15 protein-coding genes are annotated in these 17,864 nt (G+C 68.3%); 12 read left to right on the forward strand and 3 right to left on the reverse strand.

Features of this window, described 5'->3' with window-relative positions; genetic code table 11:
- Positions 1-226: 226 nt before the first annotated feature.
- Positions 227-835 (reverse strand): TetR/AcrR family transcriptional regulator, encoded by a 609-nt coding sequence (locus ACIQD6_RS08445; RefSeq protein WP_401879778.1) that lies wholly within the window; start codon positions 833-835, stop codon positions 227-229.
- Positions 836-903: 68 nt separating this feature from the next.
- On the opposite strand from ACIQD6_RS08445, the gene ACIQD6_RS08450 reads away from it, so the two are divergent.
- From ACIQD6_RS08450 to ACIQD6_RS08480, 7 genes are all read left to right on the forward strand, one after another.
- Positions 904-1,854: a DMT family transporter gene (locus tag ACIQD6_RS08450; protein WP_401879781.1), complete on the forward strand. Its 951-nt coding sequence runs from the start codon at positions 904-906 to the stop codon at positions 1,852-1,854.
- A gap of 45 nt (positions 1,855-1,899) precedes the next feature.
- On the forward strand, positions 1,900-2,058 hold the full coding sequence (locus ACIQD6_RS08455; protein WP_401879783.1) for a hypothetical protein: 159 nt from the start codon (positions 1,900-1,902) through the stop codon (positions 2,056-2,058).
- Between the two features lie 286 nt (positions 2,059-2,344).
- Positions 2,345-2,527, forward strand: a complete 183-nt coding sequence (locus ACIQD6_RS08460) for a hypothetical protein (RefSeq protein ID WP_401879785.1) — start codon at positions 2,345-2,347, stop codon at positions 2,525-2,527.
- Between the two features lie 187 nt (positions 2,528-2,714).
- The gene (locus ACIQD6_RS08465; protein ID WP_401879788.1) at positions 2,715-3,437 is read left to right on the forward strand and encodes an HAD family hydrolase; all 723 of its coding nucleotides are present in this window, start codon (positions 2,715-2,717) and stop codon (positions 3,435-3,437) included.
- Positions 3,438-3,932: 495 nt separating this feature from the next.
- Positions 3,933-5,438: a hypothetical protein gene (locus tag ACIQD6_RS08470; RefSeq protein ID WP_401879791.1), complete on the forward strand. Its 1,506-nt coding sequence runs from the start codon at positions 3,933-3,935 to the stop codon at positions 5,436-5,438.
- Positions 5,439-5,445: 7 nt separating this feature from the next.
- The gene (locus ACIQD6_RS08475) at positions 5,446-6,690 is read left to right on the forward strand and encodes a hypothetical protein (RefSeq protein ID WP_401879794.1); all 1,245 of its coding nucleotides are present in this window, start codon (positions 5,446-5,448) and stop codon (positions 6,688-6,690) included.
- The gene (locus ACIQD6_RS08480) at positions 6,687-8,474 is read left to right on the forward strand and encodes a nucleotidyltransferase family protein (protein WP_401879796.1); all 1,788 of its coding nucleotides are present in this window, start codon (positions 6,687-6,689) and stop codon (positions 8,472-8,474) included. Before ACIQD6_RS08475 ends, ACIQD6_RS08480 begins: the two co-directional genes overlap by 4 nt.
- A gap of 93 nt (positions 8,475-8,567) precedes the next feature.
- Here ACIQD6_RS08480 and ACIQD6_RS08485 read toward each other — a convergent pair whose 3' ends face one another.
- The gene (locus tag ACIQD6_RS08485; protein ID WP_401879799.1) at positions 8,568-9,161 is read right to left on the reverse strand and encodes a hypothetical protein; all 594 of its coding nucleotides are present in this window, start codon (positions 9,159-9,161) and stop codon (positions 8,568-8,570) included.
- 217 nt (positions 9,162-9,378) lie between these two features.
- Between ACIQD6_RS08485 and ACIQD6_RS08490 the strand changes: the two genes are divergently transcribed.
- From ACIQD6_RS08490 to ACIQD6_RS08505, 4 genes are all read left to right on the forward strand, one after another.
- Positions 9,379-12,507: a glycoside hydrolase family 2 TIM barrel-domain containing protein gene (locus ACIQD6_RS08490; RefSeq protein WP_401879802.1), complete on the forward strand. Its 3,129-nt coding sequence runs from the start codon at positions 9,379-9,381 to the stop codon at positions 12,505-12,507.
- 262 nt (positions 12,508-12,769) lie between these two features.
- A complete protein-coding gene (locus tag ACIQD6_RS08495; protein ID WP_401879803.1) occupies positions 12,770-13,081 on the forward strand; it encodes a hypothetical protein in 312 nt (103 codons plus the stop codon).
- Complete coding sequence (locus ACIQD6_RS08500; RefSeq protein ID WP_401879805.1) at positions 13,078-13,443, forward strand: SH3-like domain-containing protein; 366 nt, start codon at positions 13,078-13,080, stop codon at positions 13,441-13,443. Before ACIQD6_RS08495 ends, ACIQD6_RS08500 begins: the two co-directional genes overlap by 4 nt.
- Positions 13,440-14,027, forward strand: coding sequence for a nitrile hydratase subunit alpha (locus tag ACIQD6_RS08505; protein WP_401879807.1), 588 nt, complete (start codon positions 13,440-13,442; stop codon positions 14,025-14,027). The genes ACIQD6_RS08500 and ACIQD6_RS08505 overlap by 4 nt, the downstream gene beginning before the upstream one ends.
- A 179-nt stretch (positions 14,028-14,206) precedes the next feature.
- Here ACIQD6_RS08505 and ACIQD6_RS08510 read toward each other — a convergent pair whose 3' ends face one another.
- The gene (locus ACIQD6_RS08510; RefSeq protein ID WP_370443954.1) at positions 14,207-14,284 is read right to left on the reverse strand and encodes a 50S ribosomal protein bL37; all 78 of its coding nucleotides are present in this window, start codon (positions 14,282-14,284) and stop codon (positions 14,207-14,209) included.
- Between the two features lie 283 nt (positions 14,285-14,567).
- Here ACIQD6_RS08510 and ACIQD6_RS08515 point away from each other — a divergent pair, with 283 nt between their 5' ends.
- Positions 14,568-17,840, forward strand: coding sequence for an amidohydrolase family protein (locus ACIQD6_RS08515; RefSeq protein WP_401879810.1), 3,273 nt, complete (start codon positions 14,568-14,570; stop codon positions 17,838-17,840).
- The last annotated feature ends 24 nt before the right edge of the window (positions 17,841-17,864 follow it).

A 17,864-nucleotide genomic window follows, 5' to 3' on the forward strand; every position in this document is an offset into this window, starting at 1 on the left:
ACTGCCGTGCTCCGGGTTCTCCTGGCGGGTGCCCGGACCGTCAGGACGGGCTCCCGGGCAGCGAGAGGCAACAGTCGGCGAGGGTGCCCCGTGAGAGTCCAGCAGATGATCCCAGCCGAGCAACGGCCCTGCCGTCGAAAGAACGAACCCAGCACACGATCACGTGAAGATTCAGGGATCGTGCTCCTCGATCATGCACACGGTGTAAGAGCCGGCTGCGCGGCGTCTACCGCTTCGCTGCGGAGTCCCCAGGGGCGGCAAGGAGAACTCGCGCCTGTTCGCGGGCATGAACGATGGGGTCCGCGAAGATGTTCAGGCCGTGGGCGACGAGCGCTCCTTCGTGAAGCAGCATGAGCGTCCGGCCCAGTTGGTCGGCCCCGTCCGGGGTGATGCCCCCGGCGAGGTCGGTGAACAGGGCGAGCATCCACTGCTTCTGCCCGGTGATGATCGCGTAGGCCGGGTGGGAGGGATCGCTGATCTCGGCGTGAGCGTTGACCATGCTGCACCCCTTGGGACTGTTCTCCTCCGACCACGCGCGTGAGGCGTCGAAGACGGCCAGGACACGCGCCGCCGACACCGGCCGCGCGGCGTCGAGGTGCTGGGCGAGGAAGACCCGCCAGCGTTCGTCACGGTCCGCGAGGTACTCCTCGACGATCTGCTCCTTGGAACCGAACCGGTCGTAGAGGGTTTTCTTCGTCACCCCGGCCTCGGCGGCGATCAGGTCCACCCCGACGGCATGGATGCCGCGCTCGTAGAACAGCCTCGTGGCGGCCTCCAGGACGCGCCGCGCGGCAGGCGTCATCGTGATCCGCCGTGGCCCCTCAGAAGTGCCCATGACTCAAGAGTATACCGATCTGTATAGTGAGGGGCGAGTATACCGATCTGTTTACTGGAGGACGAGACGTGAACTTCCTGCTCTCGATCGCCTTCGTGCTCTGCTGGAGCTCCGGGTTCATCGGGGCCAAGCTCGGCGCGGGCAGCGCGTCCGCGGTCACGATCCTGATGTGGCGGTTCCTGCCGCTGGCCGTGATCCTGATCGTCGTCGCCACCGTCCGCAGAACGTCGTGGCGGGGCCTCGCGGTACGGGATGTGGCCCGGCAGGCCATGATCGGCGTGCTGTCGCAGAGCGGTTATCTGCTCACCGTCTACTACGCGATTCAACTCGGCGTCTCCAGCGGCACCACAGCTCTGATCGACGGCGTCCAGCCCCTCGTCGCCGGAGCACTCGCGGGACCGTTGTTGCGTCAATACGTCTCGCGCAAGCAGTGGCTCGGGCTGTGCCTGGGGGTGAGCGGCGCCGCCGTCGTCACCATGGCCGATGCCGCGGCCCGCACCGGTGTGGCCTGGTGGGCCTACCTCATCCCGTTCCTCGGCATGTTCTCGCTGATAGCCGCCACGTTCCTCGAAAGCCGCTCCCGCGCGCGGGTCGCGCCCGCGGTGTCGATGACCGTCCACTGCGCCACCAGCGCCGTCGCCTTCGTGGCACTCGCCGTGAGCGCCGGAGCCGCGACGCCGCCCGCCGAGCTCTCGTTCTGGGTCGCGATCACCTGGCTCGTGGCCTTGTCGACCTTCGGCGGGTACGGGCTGTACTGGCTCATCCTGAGGCGTTCCGGAGTGACCAAGGTCAATACGCTCATGTTCCTCATGACCCCGGTCACGGCAGTCTGGGGAGCCCTCATGTTCGGTGAATCGTTCGGTCCGCAGACCGCCCTCGGCCTGGCCCTCGGCCTCGCAGCTGTCGTCGTCGTCCATCGCGGTGCCACCTCATCCACCAGGGTGCGCGCGGGAGATACGGTCGGGGGCGAGGCCGCGAGACCGGCCACCCGCCCTCATGGACCGTGGCAATCGACCTGAACGGCCAGCCCGCTAGGCTCGCGTCCACAGCATCTGGGGGTTGCCGTGAAGAAATTCTGGACTGTCCTTGCCGTGCTCTTCGCGGCGCTCGCCATCGGTTCCGTCGCCTCGGCGAGAGAGAGCGCCGGCAGCATCGACGATTTCGCCGTCGCCGCGGTCCTCGCCTGCCTCGCCTGGGCGAGCTGGAAATCCGCCCGCCGGTAAAAGCCATGGAGCGAGCGCGGCAAGCGGGCTCACGAGCCCTGGACGCGGTCACGGAGGGACCGGCCCAACCCGCTGGTTCGCGCGCATCGACAAGCCGCCCCCCTTCCTTCCCTATCGGGCGACTCACTCCCTATCGGGCGACTCACTCGAATTCGTCAAAGCGCAGCCCCGCCCATTTGAGCGAGATTTTGCTTTCATGTGTATATGACCCATTTGGGGGAAGGTGTTTAGATACGGGGCCTGATCTGGCCCTGCCGGGGACAAGCGGACCTCGAAGGGGGTTCTCATGGTCAGCACCGATACCGATTTCTATGCGCACGACCGGCCCGAGCACCCGATCCTCCCGGAGGACCGCCCCCGCGGAGGAGGCCCAACGGCACCCGTAGTACACGGCCGGCTCTGGATCGCCTGCGCCATCGTCATAGCCATCATCATGCTGCCGCTCGCCGGGATCGCGCTCTTCCCGTAGGCGCGCATATCCGCGACCGGGCAAGCAAGTCCGGCATGCCCGCCCGAGGGGCCAAGACGCGGCACCGACGCCGAATTCCGGCGTCGGTGCCGCGCGGCTAAGGTAGCCCCTCGTGCACAAGGTGAGGGGAACGGTTGCCTGAGCCCGCCACCGTACCGCGGTGACCCGCTCCCGCCAGAAAGCAGACATGCCAACGCCGACCTACGCGCACGGCCACCGAGCCGTCGTCTTCGATCTCGACGGAACACTGGTCGACACCATGAGGTCGGTTCCCCAGGCCTACACCGACGCGATCCGCACCCTGGGCGGAGGCGAGATCTCGCCGTCCGAGGTCATGGCGGTCTGGCACATGGGGTCAACTTCCGTGGTTCTGGAGCACTTTCTGGGCCGGGCCGTCTCCCCCGACGACATGGAGTGTTTCTATCGCTGTCTGGCGGTGACCACTGCCGACGTGGAAGCGTTCCCTGGCGCGGTGGAGATGCTGGACACTCTCGGCAGCCAGGGCCGGGCTCTCGGGGTCTTCACCAGCGCCACCCGCCGTGCGGCGACGCTCATGCTGGCGACGGCGGGCCTGGAGGGGTACTTCTCCTGTGTCGTCGGAGGCGACGAGGTACGAGCCCCCAAGCCCGCCCCCGAGGGGCTGGTCCGTTGCTGTCTGCAGCTGGGCGTCGCCGCGGGCGAAGCCGTCTACGTAGGTGATGCCGAGGTGGATCTCAGGTGCGCCGAGGCGGCCGGAGCGCTGGGTATCCACGCGTCGTGGGGCGGCCCGGCCGACACACGACAGCAGGCCGCCCTGACGGCCCGGAACCCGCGCGAGGTCGTGGAGCTGCTCGCCTCCCGTGCAGGGACGGCCGGCCGGGTGTGCGGCGGAATTCAGGTATCTGTCGCGCGCACTCCCTGGCGTGAATAGGACGCGCGCACCTCCTCGCGTGATGGGACACGTGGCGATGATCGGGCGCGCAGCGCGGCCGGTCCGGGCGTACTGAATTCCGGGATCAACGTGCGCGCCTGTCCGCTGTCCGCCTCGTCAGAAGAGAGATCGAATTTCAGAATGGGCAAGATCCTCCCGACCGCCCGATCTTGTGGCGACGAGCGACCGGAAGCAACCGGCGGAACATACGCAACAACTGGCCCGGCTCGACCAAACCTGTGACCACCATCAATGGGTCAATCGGACTCGTCCGAAGAGCTCTTGGAGTGTCAGCACCGTTGCGCACCCGCGCCCCGCTGCTGCATAATCACATTCGATAAACTCCTGACGTTGGATGCCCTGAACGCTGTCGGCCGGAGGGCGCACATGGGGTTACCGGTACCGTTATTGAACGAGGGCCTACGATCACGACAGATCGATCCGGCCCGCTCGATCATTGATCCGGACGCGTCCGACAACGACATCATCGAAGCCATGCGGATTCCTTCGCACGTCTCCGTCGAAGCCCTCCTGATGGAGGAACTTCAGGCGATCTCCCCTTATCACGAGGCATGGACGGCGATCTCGGGTACGGACACCAGCGAGCTCTTTCTCCGTAACAGCACATGCAAGCGCGCCCTTTACCTGTCCGCTCCGATCTTCCTGCCGGACAGCATTCCGGTCGACACATTCGCCGCAACGGGCGTCAACGAACGAATTCATGTCTACGAGGCGGACGAAGTCCGGGACACTGTGCGCCTGGAGGCGATCTCGTCGTACCAGGTCGGTGGATTCCGTTTCCGGTACGCGCTGTCCGTCCAGTACAAGGACGACTCGGTCGGTCTCGGTTGGCAGGTCATTCGACCGGTCATCGTCTTCGACCGGCGATGGCCGGCGATGGCGAGAACGGGCGGACCTCAGGCCGTGGCGAGTCTGCTGCGTATTCTCGAAACCCTCAGGAAACTGGTCCTGTTCGGTTCCCACGACTACGTGCACGCCACGGTGCTGAACTGGTTCCCACCGGTCAAGAACCTCAAGCCCGCATACGCGGCCATCGCGTCCGAGCGGCGGCATCCGCCTGAGGTCGACGCGTGGCACGAGGGATCACAGGAAGCGCTCCCGGCGCATTACACGCCGGAGCGGGAGACTCCTGGAATCGCGACGTTGGAGCTCTATTCGCTGCTGGTGCACGGCCAGGTGGTGGCCTGGATCTGGGACCGTGATCCTCGGGTCCGGGAGACTGTCCACGCTCACGTGCGGGAGCTGCACGAGGCATTCACGGATTTTCTGCGTGCGGGGACGTTCGATGAACCGGGCGAGCGGCGGTCCGCCGCCGAATATGTCACCACGCTGGCAGGCTGGTTCCTGGCTTCCGCGCTGGAAGTACGGTCGGAACGGATGGCCGAGGCGCTCGGCTCGCTGCCGGCGGACGCGGTGGACCTCGCGTACGGACATCTGACGGCGGTCCACGGCGGGATGTTCGACTTCGTCAGGTTCGCCGATCCGGCCCGTTTTCCTTGGCGTGGACGGTTCGTTCCGGTCCACGAGGTCACGACCGAGTATGAAGCGGCACTGCGTCTCCCGGCTCTGCGCGGCCACCTCCAGTACCTGTCGAGTCGGCGGAAACAGCAGGCTGCCTCGCCGGTGACGGCTTCCCTGCCAACCGCGTCGACCACCTGGATCGAGGAGCTGTGCGCCCCTCTCCAGGAGGCCGAGCGTGCCGCCCTGCTCGCTTCCGTACACGCACTCACATCCTGTCGGAGCCGGACGGACTGGGAAACGGGGCTCGAACGGCTCAAGGAGTCGGGACAGCTCATGAGGCTTCGCGCACTGAGCACAGGAGAGACAAGAGAGGGAGCAGGAGCGACAGACGGGACCACCGCACGCGGCGACACCGGAACTCCGGCACTCGTCCTGAGCTGTGCCCGAGCCGTTCTGACGGGGTTCGTCTCTGTGGCCGAATCCGTACTGGCATCGCGTGGCTCCGTGTCGTCGGCCTGATGTCACAGTGACGTCCGATCGAGAGGTATTCGAGATCAGCGACATCATCGGTCAAGTCAGGCAACTCACCGGACCGCCATATCCGTTGGCGCATCGCATGGTGCTCACACTCGCCGGGCAAGGGGTCCGGTTCTGGTCGGACGTTCAGCAGGGCTTGCGAGTTGCCCGGACAATTCTGGGTCCTTACTGCGATATCGAGAACGGTGCGTCGGCGGAGCACGGAGCCGACCGTCACTGGACCGTTCACAGCTATCGGCTGCCCGACTATTCGGCGACGGTGGACCGCCTGCTGAAGGTTTTCACGGCGGCGGGAATATCGCCGGTGCCGATGAGACGCTGGCCGGGAGACTTCGCCTCGGACCGCTACGACTTCTCCGCGGGCCGATCCCTCGTGGTGCACCGGCGTCCGTTCCTCGGCCTGACGGTGTTCTCCCGCGATGAGCGTACGATGCGCTATCTGCGCCCGGGCAACGCCTACGATGTCTCGCACACGGAGCACGTGCTCAAATATCCGCTGCGCGTGACGTTACGGCAGGCGGGAGCCGCCCAGATGCATGCGGCCGGGTGCACCTTCCGGGGGCGAGGCCTGTTGCTCATGGGACACAAGGGGAGCGGAAAGTCCACCCTGCTGTGCCGATTCATGAGCCGTGGCGCTCGACAGGTGTCCAATGACCTGTCGTTCGCGCTGCGAACGCCGGACGGCGCCTGGGACATGATCGCGTTTCCGCACATTACCCGTGTGGCGCGCGGCACGGTGGACGACAACAGGACGCTGCACGATGCGCTGGAGTACGAAGAGCGAACCGGCGACTACATGAGTTCTCCGGTGTTCAACGGAGGAAAGGAAGAGTTCTACTTTCCGGTACTTGAGCGGATCTGGGGCAGAAGCCCGCTCTGCCGTAGCGCGCCACTCGATCTGATCGTCTTCCCGTCCTTCGACGAACGACGCACGGTGGCGGCTGTGCGTGTGCTGCCGAGAAATGAAACGCGGGAACGGGTTCTGCACACCCTGGTCGATGATCCTCCCCTGCCGGACTGGCTGCCGTTCATGTCCGCGGCCGAGTTCCGCTCGCTCGCTTCGGCTACGGCGGATTCCCTGCTGGCAAGCGATCCGGAAGCCTGCGAATTGACGTTCGGACCGAGCGGATCCGACCCGGTGGGCGCGATGGAAGGCTTCTGGCCGGAGAAGGCGTCCACCGCGATTCTCCGTAGTTTCACCGGGGCTGATACCGAGAGAGGTGAACGCGTATGAACGAAGGTTCTCCCGAGTGGCTTCCAGAGTTTCTCCTCGGAGCATCCGGCGCGCCGGTCACCGAGCGCGACGAGCAGCGGCTGGCGCGGATGGTCCGACGCGAGGATTTCGACGGGGACTTGGCCGCCGCGGAGGCCGTACGCCACAAGGTGCCGCTCCTCGTGGAGACGAGCCTGACCGGGCTGCGGGAGCGAGGACACGAGGTGCCGGAGGCTTTCGTCCTGGCCCTGGCGCGCGCGACGCGCGAGAAGCGGCGGACCATGGCGGCGCTCTGGGAAGAATGCGAAGCCCTGTTGAAAGGCCTCAACGGCCATGGGCTGGAGCCTCTGGTACTGAAGGGGCCCGCCTGGGCGACCGCCTACTATCCGAAGCCGGAGGACAGAGGTTTCGGCGATATCGACCTGCTCATCGGCGCAGACCAACTGGACGACTACGGCAACGCCCTGCTCTCGCTGGGATATTCGCAGTCCACCTACGATCCGTCCGAGGGCACGCTGCGGCCGCTTCCCGAGGGGCGTATCACGGGAGCCATCGCCACGGGACGGCACGCGGCGCCGTTCCTGCGCGTCGACGAGGAGTCGAAGACGGTCTTCGCCGTCGAACTGCACGGCCCGGGTTTCGATCCCAACTTTCCTCATGCGGACAACAGTTGCTTTCTGCGGCGAGCCGGCCCCTGGCGGCTTCCCTCCGCACGGGCCCGGTCCCTCGACCCGGTCGACGCCGCGATCTACAGCGCGGCCCATCTGTGGAAAGACATATACGTCGCCTCACCCGAGGGCAAGGCGTCCTCGGCCCTTCTCATCTCCTTCTGCGATCTGCGCCAGATGTTTCTGGCCCGGCCCGAGGCCACGGCATGGCGCACTCTGTACGAGCGCGCCGACGCGCTCCGCGCATGCGACCAGGTCTATTTCGCCCTCGTACACCTCGGCCGCCTGTATCCGGAGGTGGTTCCCGAGTCGCTGCTGGAGCCTCCGCGGTTCCTTTCGCGTTCCCCGGAAGCCGTCCTCGACGACGTATGGGAATTCCTGGACGGAGCCAGCACGTTCCGGGAGCGTCTGTTCGACCCGCAGGTGGACGAACGCCGGTTCAAGCGCATGCAGCACGCGGAAGAGGCCGGCGGCAGGATCGAGATACCTCGCGGCGGCGGCACGTCCGCGGGCGCGGGTACGGGTACGGGTATCGATATGGGCACGGGTACAGGAGCCAGGATCGAGCTGAGCGGTGCCTCGGCGGCCCCCGCATGGCAGTTCTTCCGCACGCACGTCACCTACGGAGTCCGTCCCACGAGTGACGAGGAGTTCAGCGCGGTGCTCGCCTTCGAGCACTCCGAGGAGCACGTCCGGGTCTGCGCGAGCGTCAAGGACCTTACCCAGGTGTTCGACAAGGTGAACGGCTTCTACTTCGCGCAGGACTCGGTGCAGCTCCTCTTCGAGTACCCCCTGGGCAGCGGCAGGATCAAAAGCTACTTCCTCGTGCCGAAGGCCGCCGACCTGCCAGGGCCGGCGGTCGTACGGCACTACGCGGGGTTCGACCGGGCAGGTACGGAGCTGGTCGCCGGCTCCTCGGCCACGGCGGAGTTCTCGGACGCCGGATATCGCGTATCGGCGCAACTGCCGAAGAGTGAGCTCTTCCCGGGACTCGAACGGGGAGAGTGGTTCGGGTTCGATGTGGTGGTGTACGAGAGCGGCCCGCCCGGACAGGAGAAGCGATCCGTGCTGCAGTGGTCCGGCGGGCGGAACGCTATTCGTCATCCGGCCTATTTCGGCAGGGCCCGCCTCCAATGACAGCCGTGGCCGGTCGACGGACAGCGCGGTGGTTGCCGGTCGACGGACGGACACGGTGATGCCCGGCGACCGGCAACGCCCCGGTCACAGCGGTCAGTTCGCCGTCCATCGCAGCTTGATGCTTTCGTTCCCGAGGAGGGTGTACTGGACCCGGTCGAACTTCGTGTGCTCGGGAAGCTCGAACACGAAGAAGCCCTCGGCGCTCTGACCAGGCCGCAACTTCATGAAATAGGGCACGGCGGGGCCGTCGACGATCTCGTGGTCGAGCCAGGCGGCAGCCTGGAGAGGTTCGCCGTCTCCTGGAGGCAGGAGCTGTGTCCGCCAGGGTGATTCCTCGACGAAGGTCGAGCCGACGTTGGAGAAGCTGAGCTCGACCCCGATCCAGCGGGTTCCGGGCTTGAGTTGATCCTGGGATTTCGCCGTCGGTCTGGCGGGATCGATCACACGCTTGACCGTATAGGCGAATTTCGACCCGTCTCCCAGGTCCTTCCCCAGGTCCTTGGTGATGGTGGTGCCGACGCTCACCGGAGCGGGCGCTTCGGGACTCCGGGTGCCCGTGGCACCTGAGTCGGCCCCGCCGGGGCGGCCGGTGGCGGTGTCCGTGGAGCACGCTGCGGTGCTCGCGGTGATGAGCAGGGCTGTGGCCAGAGCCAGACCCGTGCGGCGCATCTGTTCCCCCGTGTTCATGCCAGGAATTGTTCGGGAGCCACCCTGTCATGTGTGATCCCGACGATCACGACAGGGCCGTTCCCGTCACACGGGAAACATCGCGCACAGCTCTTGACCGTTGTCGGCACTCCCCTGCGAGAATCCGATGGCTCTGGTGAGTTCTGTTCGTTACTGGTTACTTATGGTGCGCGCCAGGCCCGGCATCCGCGTGCGTGCCTCAATGAGGAGGATCGCGATGACGGTCAACCGCAGGTCGTTCCTGATCGCCGGCACCGCCGCCCCGCTGGCCGGCGCACTCGCTCCCGGAACCGCGAGCGCCGAGTCCGTCCCATCGGCCGGACGCCCCCGTGCCACCTCGGGCAGGACCGTCGAACTGGCCGACGGCTGGCGGTTCGCGCTCGTCAATCCGGCGGGCGTCACCGATCCGACCGGCGCCTACGCCGACGCGGCGGATCCCGGATACGACGACTCCGGCTGGCGACCGGTCCAGATCCCGCACGACTGGAGTGTCGAGCTCACCCCGACCACCGGTCCCGGCACCACCTCCGGCACCGGCTTCTTCCCCGGCGGCCTCGGCTGGTACCGCACCTCGTTCACACTGCCGCCCACGCTCGCCGGCCGGCGGATCTCCGTCGAGTTCGACGGCGTCTACATGGACTCGAACGTGTACTGCAACGGCACGCTCGTCGGCAACCACCCCTACGGCTACACCGGGTTCGCGTACGACCTCACCGACCTGCTGCACACCGACGGGACCACCGTCGACGTCATCGCCGTCGAGGTACGCAACCGGCTGCCCAGCAGCCGCTGGTACTCCGGCAGCGGAATCTACCGGCACGCCCGGCTGGTCGTCACGGACCCGGTGCACCTGCGCCGTTGGGGGACGTACGTGACCACGCCCGGCCTCGTCACGACCATCGGCGAGGGCCGGGCCACCGTACGCGCGCAGGTGGAGGTCGAGAACGAATCCGGCGGCGCCCGGCCGGTCACCGTCGTCACCAGGGTCCGCGACCCGCACGGCCGTGTCGTGGCGCGGGCGAGTACGGATCTCTCCCTCACCACGGCGGCCCCCCGTACGGCGACCCTGGAGATGACCGTCGCCCGGCCCGCACTGTGGTCCCTCGACAGCCCGCGGCTGTACACCCTGGACACCGAGTTACGGTCCGGCGGCACGATCGTGGACACCTACCGCACCACCTTCGGTATCCGGTACATCGACATCGATCCCGCGAACGGGCTGACCGTCAACGGCGAGTACGCCAAGCTTCAGGGCGTCAACCTCCACCACGACCTGGGCGCGCTGGGTTCCGCGCTCCACACGGACGCCCTGCTGCGTCAGCTGACCCTCATGAAGTCCATGGGCGTCAACGCCTTCAGGGCCTCGCACAACCCGCCCTCCCCCGAGATGATCCAGGCCTGCGAGCGGCTCGGCATCCTCATGGTCGTGGAGGCGTTCGACTGCTGGCAGACCCGTAAGACCACCTACGACTACGCCCGGTTCTTCGACGCCCACAGCGACGCGGACATCGCCGAGATGGTCCGGGCGGCGCGCAACTCCCCCGCCGTCGTCATGTGGTCGATCGGCAACGAGATCACCGACTCCACCAGCACCGCCGGGCCGGCCACGGCTCAGCGCCTCATCGACGGCGTCCGCGCGCTCGACTCCAGTCGTCCGGTCGTGATCGGCTCGGACAAGTACCGCGCCCTGCCCGCCGTGGGCTCACCGGCGGACCTGATGCTGGGCAAACTCGACGGCCTGGGCCTGAACTACAACACGGCCGCCTCGGTGGACGCACTGCACGCGCGTCACCCGCATCTGTTCCTCTTCGAGTCCGAGTCGTCCGCCGCCACCGCCACCCGCGGGGCGTACCAGGAGCCCGGCAGCCTCAACACCGGTGAGAACCACACCCCCGGCAAGCGCGAGACCTCCTCGTACGACAACAACCTCGCCCGCTGGACGATGAGCGGCGAGTACTCGCTGAAGAAGGACCGCGACCGCCGGTTCTTCACAGGGCAGTTCCTCTGGACGGGCATCGACTACATCGGCGAACCCACGCCGTACGACGTGTTCCCGGTGAAGGCGTCGTTCTTCGGCGCGGTGGACACGGCCGGCTTCCCCAAGGACATGTACTACCTGTTCCGGAGCCAGTGGACGAGCGAGCCGATGGTGCATCTGGTGCCCATGAACTGGACCGACCACCGGCGCGGCGAGACCGTCGAGGTCTGGGCGTACTCCAACGCGGACACCGTGGAGCTGTTCCTCAACGGAAAGTCCCTGGGCATACGGAGATTCGACACCAAGAGGACCACCGACGGCCGGACCTACCTGGAGACCACCGAGGCGACGGGCGACGACAAGACTGTCACGTCCGGCCCCTATCCCGGCAGTTACACCAGCCCCAACGGCAGCGCCGGCAAACTGCATCTGACCTGGCGGGTCCCTTTCGCACCGGGTGTGCTGAAGGCGGTGGCCCGGCGCGGCGGGCGGTCGGTGGCCACCGACGTGCTGCGCACCGCCGGCCCGGCCCACACCGTGCGCCTCACCCCGGACCGCGCCACCGTGGACGCCGACGGCCGGGCGCTCTGCTTCGTCACCGCCGAGGTCATCGACGCGCGTGGGGCCCTGGTGCCCGGCGCCGACCACCTCATCGCCTTCGACGTCACCGGCGGTTCGCTGGCCGGTCTGGACAACGGGCGCCAGGAGAGCGCCGAGCGGTACCAGGCAAGCACCCGGAGCGCCTTTCGCGGCAAGGCCCTGGCCGTCGTCCGCTCCGGCTCCGACCCCGGGACCATCACACTCACCGCGACCGCGGCCGGGCTGCGCCCCGCCACCACCACTGTCCGCGCCACACCGGTGCGCAGACCGTCGACGGTTCGGCCCGTGCCCGTCGCCCCCGATCCGGGCGCCGGCTCGCCGGACCACCCCCGGGCCGACGCCAGTTACTCCGGAGCACCGGACACCCTGCCCGCCGCCATGCTCGACGGCGACCCCGGCACCGGCTGGTCGAACGCCTACGTCAAGACCGCCACCGCCCTGCTCCCCGCCTTCGACGGCGCCCGGCCCGCCGACTGGGTATCGGTGACCTGGGCGGGCCCTCGTACCTTCGACACCGCCGAGGTCTCCTTCACGGTCGACGCGACCCACACCCTGCCCGCCTCGGTCCGGGCCTCCTACTGGGACGGGGACCGGTTCGTCGCCGTACGGAACCAGACCGTCACCTGGGCCACCGCCTCCGGCGCACCGACGGTGATCGCCTTCGACCGTGTCACCGGCTCGCGGCTCCGGCTGGACCTGACCAGTGCTCACCCGGGCTCCACCGAGGGCGCCCAACGCATCACCACACTCACGGTGCCGGACGCCTGACGGCTCCCTCCCCGTACGTCTCCGAGCCCGGACTCCCTCCCGTACGTCCCCGATCCCGCCCGAACGAACCGCTCCGGCAAGACCTCCCGGTCCACACTTCGGTACGCGCGCCGACGACACTTCGGTCTCTCACACGAGGAGAGCACGGTCCCGACCGTGATGTACGCACCGAAGCCGCACGGACAGCATGTGATCGCCGACGGTTGCTCGACAGTTACGGACGGCTACGAGGAGGAATGCCCATGACTCGGCAGGAGTGGTTATGACCCGGTTGAACGACATCGGCGGCGTCCAGGGATTCGGACCGCTGACCGGAATCGACGAGACATCGGTGGCACCGGTGGCGCAGGCGTACGGGCCGGACGGCCGGACCGCCTGGGAGGCCGACTGGCAGGCCCGTATCTGGGCCCTGGTCATCGCTCTGGGGATCAACGGGGTCTGCTCGGCCTCGGAGTTGCGCGATGCCGAGGAACGGGCGGCGCCCCACGACTTCCTGGCCGCCTCCTACTACGAGCGCGTGGTGATGGGCATCGAGCGGATTCTCCGGGAGCGCGGGCTGCTGGAGGCCGGATGACCGGTTCGGCGGGCGCCTTCCGGATCGGACAACGTGTCCGTGTCCGGACCGGGGCGCCGCCGCACCACACCCGGATGCCGGGCTACCTGCGCGGTCACACCGGCCGCGTAAGGGTGATCCAGCCGCCCGCGCCGCTGCCGGACGACATCGCACTGAACGCCGCACCCGTGCGGCAACTACGTGTGTACACCATCGCCTTCACCTCGCACGCGCTGTGGCGACAGCCCGGCGCACCCGCCCACGAGGTGCTGTGCGATCTGTGGGAGTGCTATCTGGAGCCGGCCTGGGAGCCCCTGAAGGCTTCCTGGCCCTCCCGGTCCGACGGCGCGGCGTCCCACGACGAGAAGAAGGAGAGAACGTGAGCGGAGAGCACGTCGATCTGCCGGTGGCGGCCAGGGTCCGGCGGCTGGAGGCGACGCTGGTGACGGCGGGGCTGGTCACCGACGCACAGCTGGACGCGATTCTGGAGGAACACCTGTACAAGGCGACCCCGTTCAACGGGGCGCGGCTGGTGGCCCGTGCCTGGTGCGACCCGGACTTCCGGGAGCTGCTCGTCGGCCGGCCGCAGGAAGCGCTGCGGGCCGCGGGGCTGGACGGACTGCTCGCCGACGACGAACACCTGAGGGTGGTGGAGAACACCGAGGACACCCACAACGTGGTGGTGTGCACGCTGTGTTCGTGCTATCCGATGCTGCTGCTCGGGCCGTCGCCGAGTTGGTACCGCAGCGACTCCTACCGCGCCCGGGTGGTGCGTGAACCCCGCGCCGTACTGGCCGAGTTCGGGTACCGGCCCGGCCCCGATGTGCGCGTCCGGGTGTGGGACGCCACCGCGGAGGCTCGCTACATGGTGCTTCCCCGGCGGCCGGCGGACAGCGGGCGTCTCGGGGAGGAAGAGCTGCGCGGCCTGGTCACACGGGCCGGGTTGATCGGCACGGCGGCCGTCTGAGCCTGCTCGACGGCTGGCCAGCGCCTCCCCTGCCGGCACCCAGGGTCTCCCCGCGTCCGCGCGCGGCAGCGCGCCACATACGGGGAGACCGTGGGCAGGGCCCGGTCGGGTCCGGTCGATCCGATCAGTCCGATCCGATCCGATCAGGCCAGTCCGGTCAGTCCGGTCCGGTCCTCAGATCAGGACTGAGGACGACTACCGTGGTTGGCTCCGTTCTTACGACGTGCCTTCTTCTTACGACGTCGCTTCGACGACATGCCGCCTCCTGTTCCAGGGGTTACCGGTGATGCTTTTTCACTGCGTTTCCACCCTTTCACACCGGTGTCCCATCCGGCGATCCGGTACCGCGCGCTCCGGTCCCGGGACCGCGTGTACCCCGCCCCCAACGCGCCATCCCCCTCTGTGAAACACCTCACGACACACCATCGCACCGACGCCGTCTTCCGGCACCGGCAAAGAGGAGCCGACTTCGCCCGTGCCGTCCGGGGCGGCCCGGCCAAAGTCCGGGTACCGCAGGACAGCAACACATACGTTCTCTCCATGGAACGATTCAGTGGCTTGTCTCGTCGAGGTTTTGTCAGGGCCGCGGCACTGGGGGGCGTGAGCGCCGGCGCGCTCTCCCTGCCCGGGGCCCCGGCATCCGCCTCCCCCTTCTCCGACCGGGTCGCCGAGCTCCATGGACCGCCCGAGCGGTCCGCGGACACCACACACACCAGAGAGCTGACGTTCACCGCCGGCACCAACGCCTCGGTGACCGCCTCACCTACCGGGGACCGGCTGATCGTCGAGGTTCAGGGCGTGTTGTGGTCACTGCCGGGCGCCGGCGGGACCGCGACCGCGCTGACCACCCCCGACCTGGAACCGACCCGGCCGACCTGGTCCCCGGACGGCTCCTCGATCGCCGTGTGCGCCTACAAGGGCGGCGGCTTCCATCTGTGGACCATGGCGCCGGACGGCTCCCGGCTGCGCCAGGTGACCTCCGGTCCCTGGGACGACCGAGGTGCCGCCTGGTCGCCGGACGGTACGCGTATCGCCTTCTCCTCCGAGCGCGGCGGGGACCCCACGGCCGGCAGTTCGTACACCATCTGGACGGTGGACATACGTTCCGGTGAACTGGTCCGGCTCACCGACGACTCGGGCGTCGAGGACTACGACCCGACCTGGCATCCGGACGGCGACAGGGTGCTGTTCGTGAGGGCCGGGAGCGCGGGCGGCCGTACGATCGCCTCGGTCCCGGCCGGGGGCGGTGCGGTGACGGTCGAACGGACCGTGGATACGGGGACGTTGGTCGGCCCCGCGGTGTCCTCCGACGGCCGGGTTGCCTGTGTCCAGGTGACCGCCGCGCAGGGCGCGAAGGCGCCGAGCGTCACGGTGCTGCTGGACGGCGCGCCCGTCACCGATGGCGAGGACGTCTCCCCGCTGCCGCCGTGCTGGACTTCCGACGGCACGCTTCTCTACCTGGCGGACGGCCGGTTACGGGCCCGGCGTCCGGGAGAGAAGTCGTCGGGGTCCCGAGCGCGGGAGATTCCCTTCTCCGCTTCGCTGAACGTGCCCGAACCGCGCTTTTCACGCAAGACGTACGACTTCGACTCGACCGCCGCCCGCCCGGTGCGGGGGATTCATCTTCCGGCGCTCTCCCCGGACGGGCGATCGGTCGCGTTCACCGCGCTCAACTCCCTGTGGGTGATGCCGATCGGTGGCCGCCCCCGCAGGCTGGTGCGGGCGGTTGCCTCCGCCTATGTCCAGATGCCGTCGTGGGCACCGGACGGGCGGAGCGTTCTCTACGCGTACGACGGCGGCGGCCGCTTCGGGGGCAAGGGCCGTGAAGGTGAAGGCCGTGGCCGGGGCGACGACCGCGGGGACGGTCTGATCGGTGTGCGCCGCCACTGGATCGACAACGGTGACGAACAGGTGCTGGCGACCGGCGGACGTCTCAACCCGGAGCTCTCCCCCGACCAGACGCGGCTCGCCTGCCAGGACTCGACCGGAAACCTGATCATCCGTGACCTAGCCACGGGCCAGGAGAAGAAGCTCGCCACCCCGCTGGGAGCGAACGGCCTTCCGGGGAAGCCCAGTTGGTCTCCCGACGGCCGGTACATCGCGATCTGTGACCGTAACCGCCTCAACCAGCGGTTCCGCGAGGGCTACAACATCATCCGGGTGATCGACACCACCAACGGCGAGTGGACCGCTCACCAGCCCCTGCCGCACGCGTCGTTGTCCGATCGCGGCAACGCCGGCCCGGTGTGGTCGCCGGACGGCTCGCACATGGCGTTCATCATGGAGTCCGCGCTGTGGGTGATGCCGGTCGGATCCGACGGCACGCCCGCCGGGGAGCCGCGGCGCATCACCGACGAGGCGGCGGACCATCCCTCCTGGTCGGGTGATTCCCGCACGCTGCTCTACCTGTCGAGCGGACAACTGCGGCTGATCCGCCGGGACGGCGGCGGACGGCGCGCGGTGAGAGTCCCCCTGGAGTACTCCCGTCGTCTGCCGGCCCGCTCCGACGTCACCCGGGTCCACGCGGGACGGCTGTGGGACGGCACCGGCGAGACGGTGCGCGAGGACGTCGATATCGTCATCGGCGGCAACCGTGTCCGGGCCGTGGAACCGCACCGTACGGGCGCGGGGCGCTCCGGGGAGAAGCTCATCGACGCCTCCGGGTCCACGGTCGTTCCGGGGCTGTGGGACTCCCACACCCACCCGTGGCAGTACACGTACGGGGGACGGCAGACGAGCCTGATGCTCGCCTACGGTGTCACCACCAACGTCTCGCTGGGCGGCTTCGCCCACGAGGCCGTACGGATCAGGGAGTCCGTGGCCGACGGCGGGCTCGCCGGGCCCCGGCTGTTCGCCACCGGCGAGCTGATCGACGGCAGCCGGGTCGCGTACAGCATGGGCCGGGCCCACCGGACCCGGGACGGTGTACGGCGTTCCCTGGAGCGGGCGGTCGCGCTCGACTACGACTTCGTCAAGACCTATGTCCGTGCCCCGGCCTGGATCATGCGGGAGGCCGCCCGCACCGCCCACGAGCGGCTGGGCGTGCTGTCGGGGAGCCATCTTCTGTCCCCGGGCGTCGATGCCGGCCAGGATCTGACGACCCATCTCCAGGCGACCCAGCGGTCGGAGTACGGGCGCGCGCTCTCACCGACGGGCCACACGTACCAGGATGTCCACGAGACGTACCGGGGCGGCGCCTTCAAGCTCGTCATCACGACCTTCACCGCCTCCCCTCTGATCGGCGCCGATCCCTCACTGGCCGAGGATCCCCGGGTGACCACGCTCATGGCGCCGTGGGACGCCGCTCTGGTCACGAGCCAGGCCGCGAAGCCGCCGACCGCCGTGGAGACCCTCGCGCTGGACAACGAGATGGCCGTCTACCGGAAGATCCTGGCCGACGGCGGCACACTGGCGATGGGCACGGACGCGCCGCTGAGCCCCACCGGCCTCTCCGTCCATCTCGGTCTGCGGGCCCTGCACTACGCCGGTGGTCTCTCGCCGGCCGAGGCGCTGCGCACGGCGACCGTGGTTCCGGCGCGGCTGTTCGGGGTGGGTGACGACCTCGGCACCGTGGAGCCGGGCAAACTCGCCGACCTGACGGTCATCGACGGGAACCCGTTCCAGGATTTCAAGGACCTGGTGCGCACGTCCTGGGTGATGCGCGACGGCATCGTGTACCAACAGGACGCTCTGGTGGGAGAGTTCGCCACCGGAGCGGCGGAAAGACGCGCCGTGGCCCGTACGGACTGGCTGGGCGTGAGCCGGGAGCTGCGCCGTGAACCGTGCTGCGCGGAGCAGCTGTTCCACCCGTAGCAGCGCTGTTGTGGCGGGGGCTCG

This window comes from Streptomyces sp. NPDC088400 (assembly GCF_044753355.1).
GTDB lineage: Bacteria > Actinomycetota > Actinomycetes > Streptomycetales > Streptomycetaceae > Streptomyces.

What these genes read in the sequence shown, in the direction of transcription:
- ACIQD6_RS08480 (WP_401879796.1), top strand. Translation starts at nt 6,687, where the DNA reads ATGAACGAAGGTTCTCCCGAGTGGCTTCCAGAGTTTCTCCTCGGAGCA.
- ACIQD6_RS08470 (WP_401879791.1), top strand. Translation starts at nt 3,933, where the DNA reads ATGCGGATTCCTTCGCACGTCTCCGTCGAAGCCCTCCTGATGGAGGAA.
- ACIQD6_RS08510 (WP_370443954.1), bottom strand. Translation starts at nt 14,284, where the DNA reads ATGTCGTCGAAGCGACGTCGTAAGAAGAAGGCACGTCGTAAGAACGGA.
- ACIQD6_RS08485 (WP_401879799.1), bottom strand. Translation starts at nt 9,161, where the DNA reads ATGAACACGGGGGAACAGATGCGCCGCACGGGTCTGGCTCTGGCCACA.
- ACIQD6_RS08460 (WP_401879785.1), top strand. Translation starts at nt 2,345, where the DNA reads ATGGTCAGCACCGATACCGATTTCTATGCGCACGACCGGCCCGAGCAC.
- ACIQD6_RS08445 (WP_401879778.1), bottom strand. Translation starts at nt 835, where the DNA reads ATGGGCACTTCTGAGGGGCCACGGCGGATCACGATGACGCCTGCCGCG.
- ACIQD6_RS08490 (WP_401879802.1), top strand. Translation starts at nt 9,379, where the DNA reads ATGACGGTCAACCGCAGGTCGTTCCTGATCGCCGGCACCGCCGCCCCG.
- ACIQD6_RS08465 (WP_401879788.1), top strand. Translation starts at nt 2,715, where the DNA reads ATGCCAACGCCGACCTACGCGCACGGCCACCGAGCCGTCGTCTTCGAT.
- ACIQD6_RS08495 (WP_401879803.1), top strand. Translation starts at nt 12,770, where the DNA reads ATGACCCGGTTGAACGACATCGGCGGCGTCCAGGGATTCGGACCGCTG.
- ACIQD6_RS08500 (WP_401879805.1), top strand. Translation starts at nt 13,078, where the DNA reads ATGACCGGTTCGGCGGGCGCCTTCCGGATCGGACAACGTGTCCGTGTC.
- ACIQD6_RS08515 (WP_401879810.1), top strand. Translation starts at nt 14,568, where the DNA reads ATGGAACGATTCAGTGGCTTGTCTCGTCGAGGTTTTGTCAGGGCCGCG.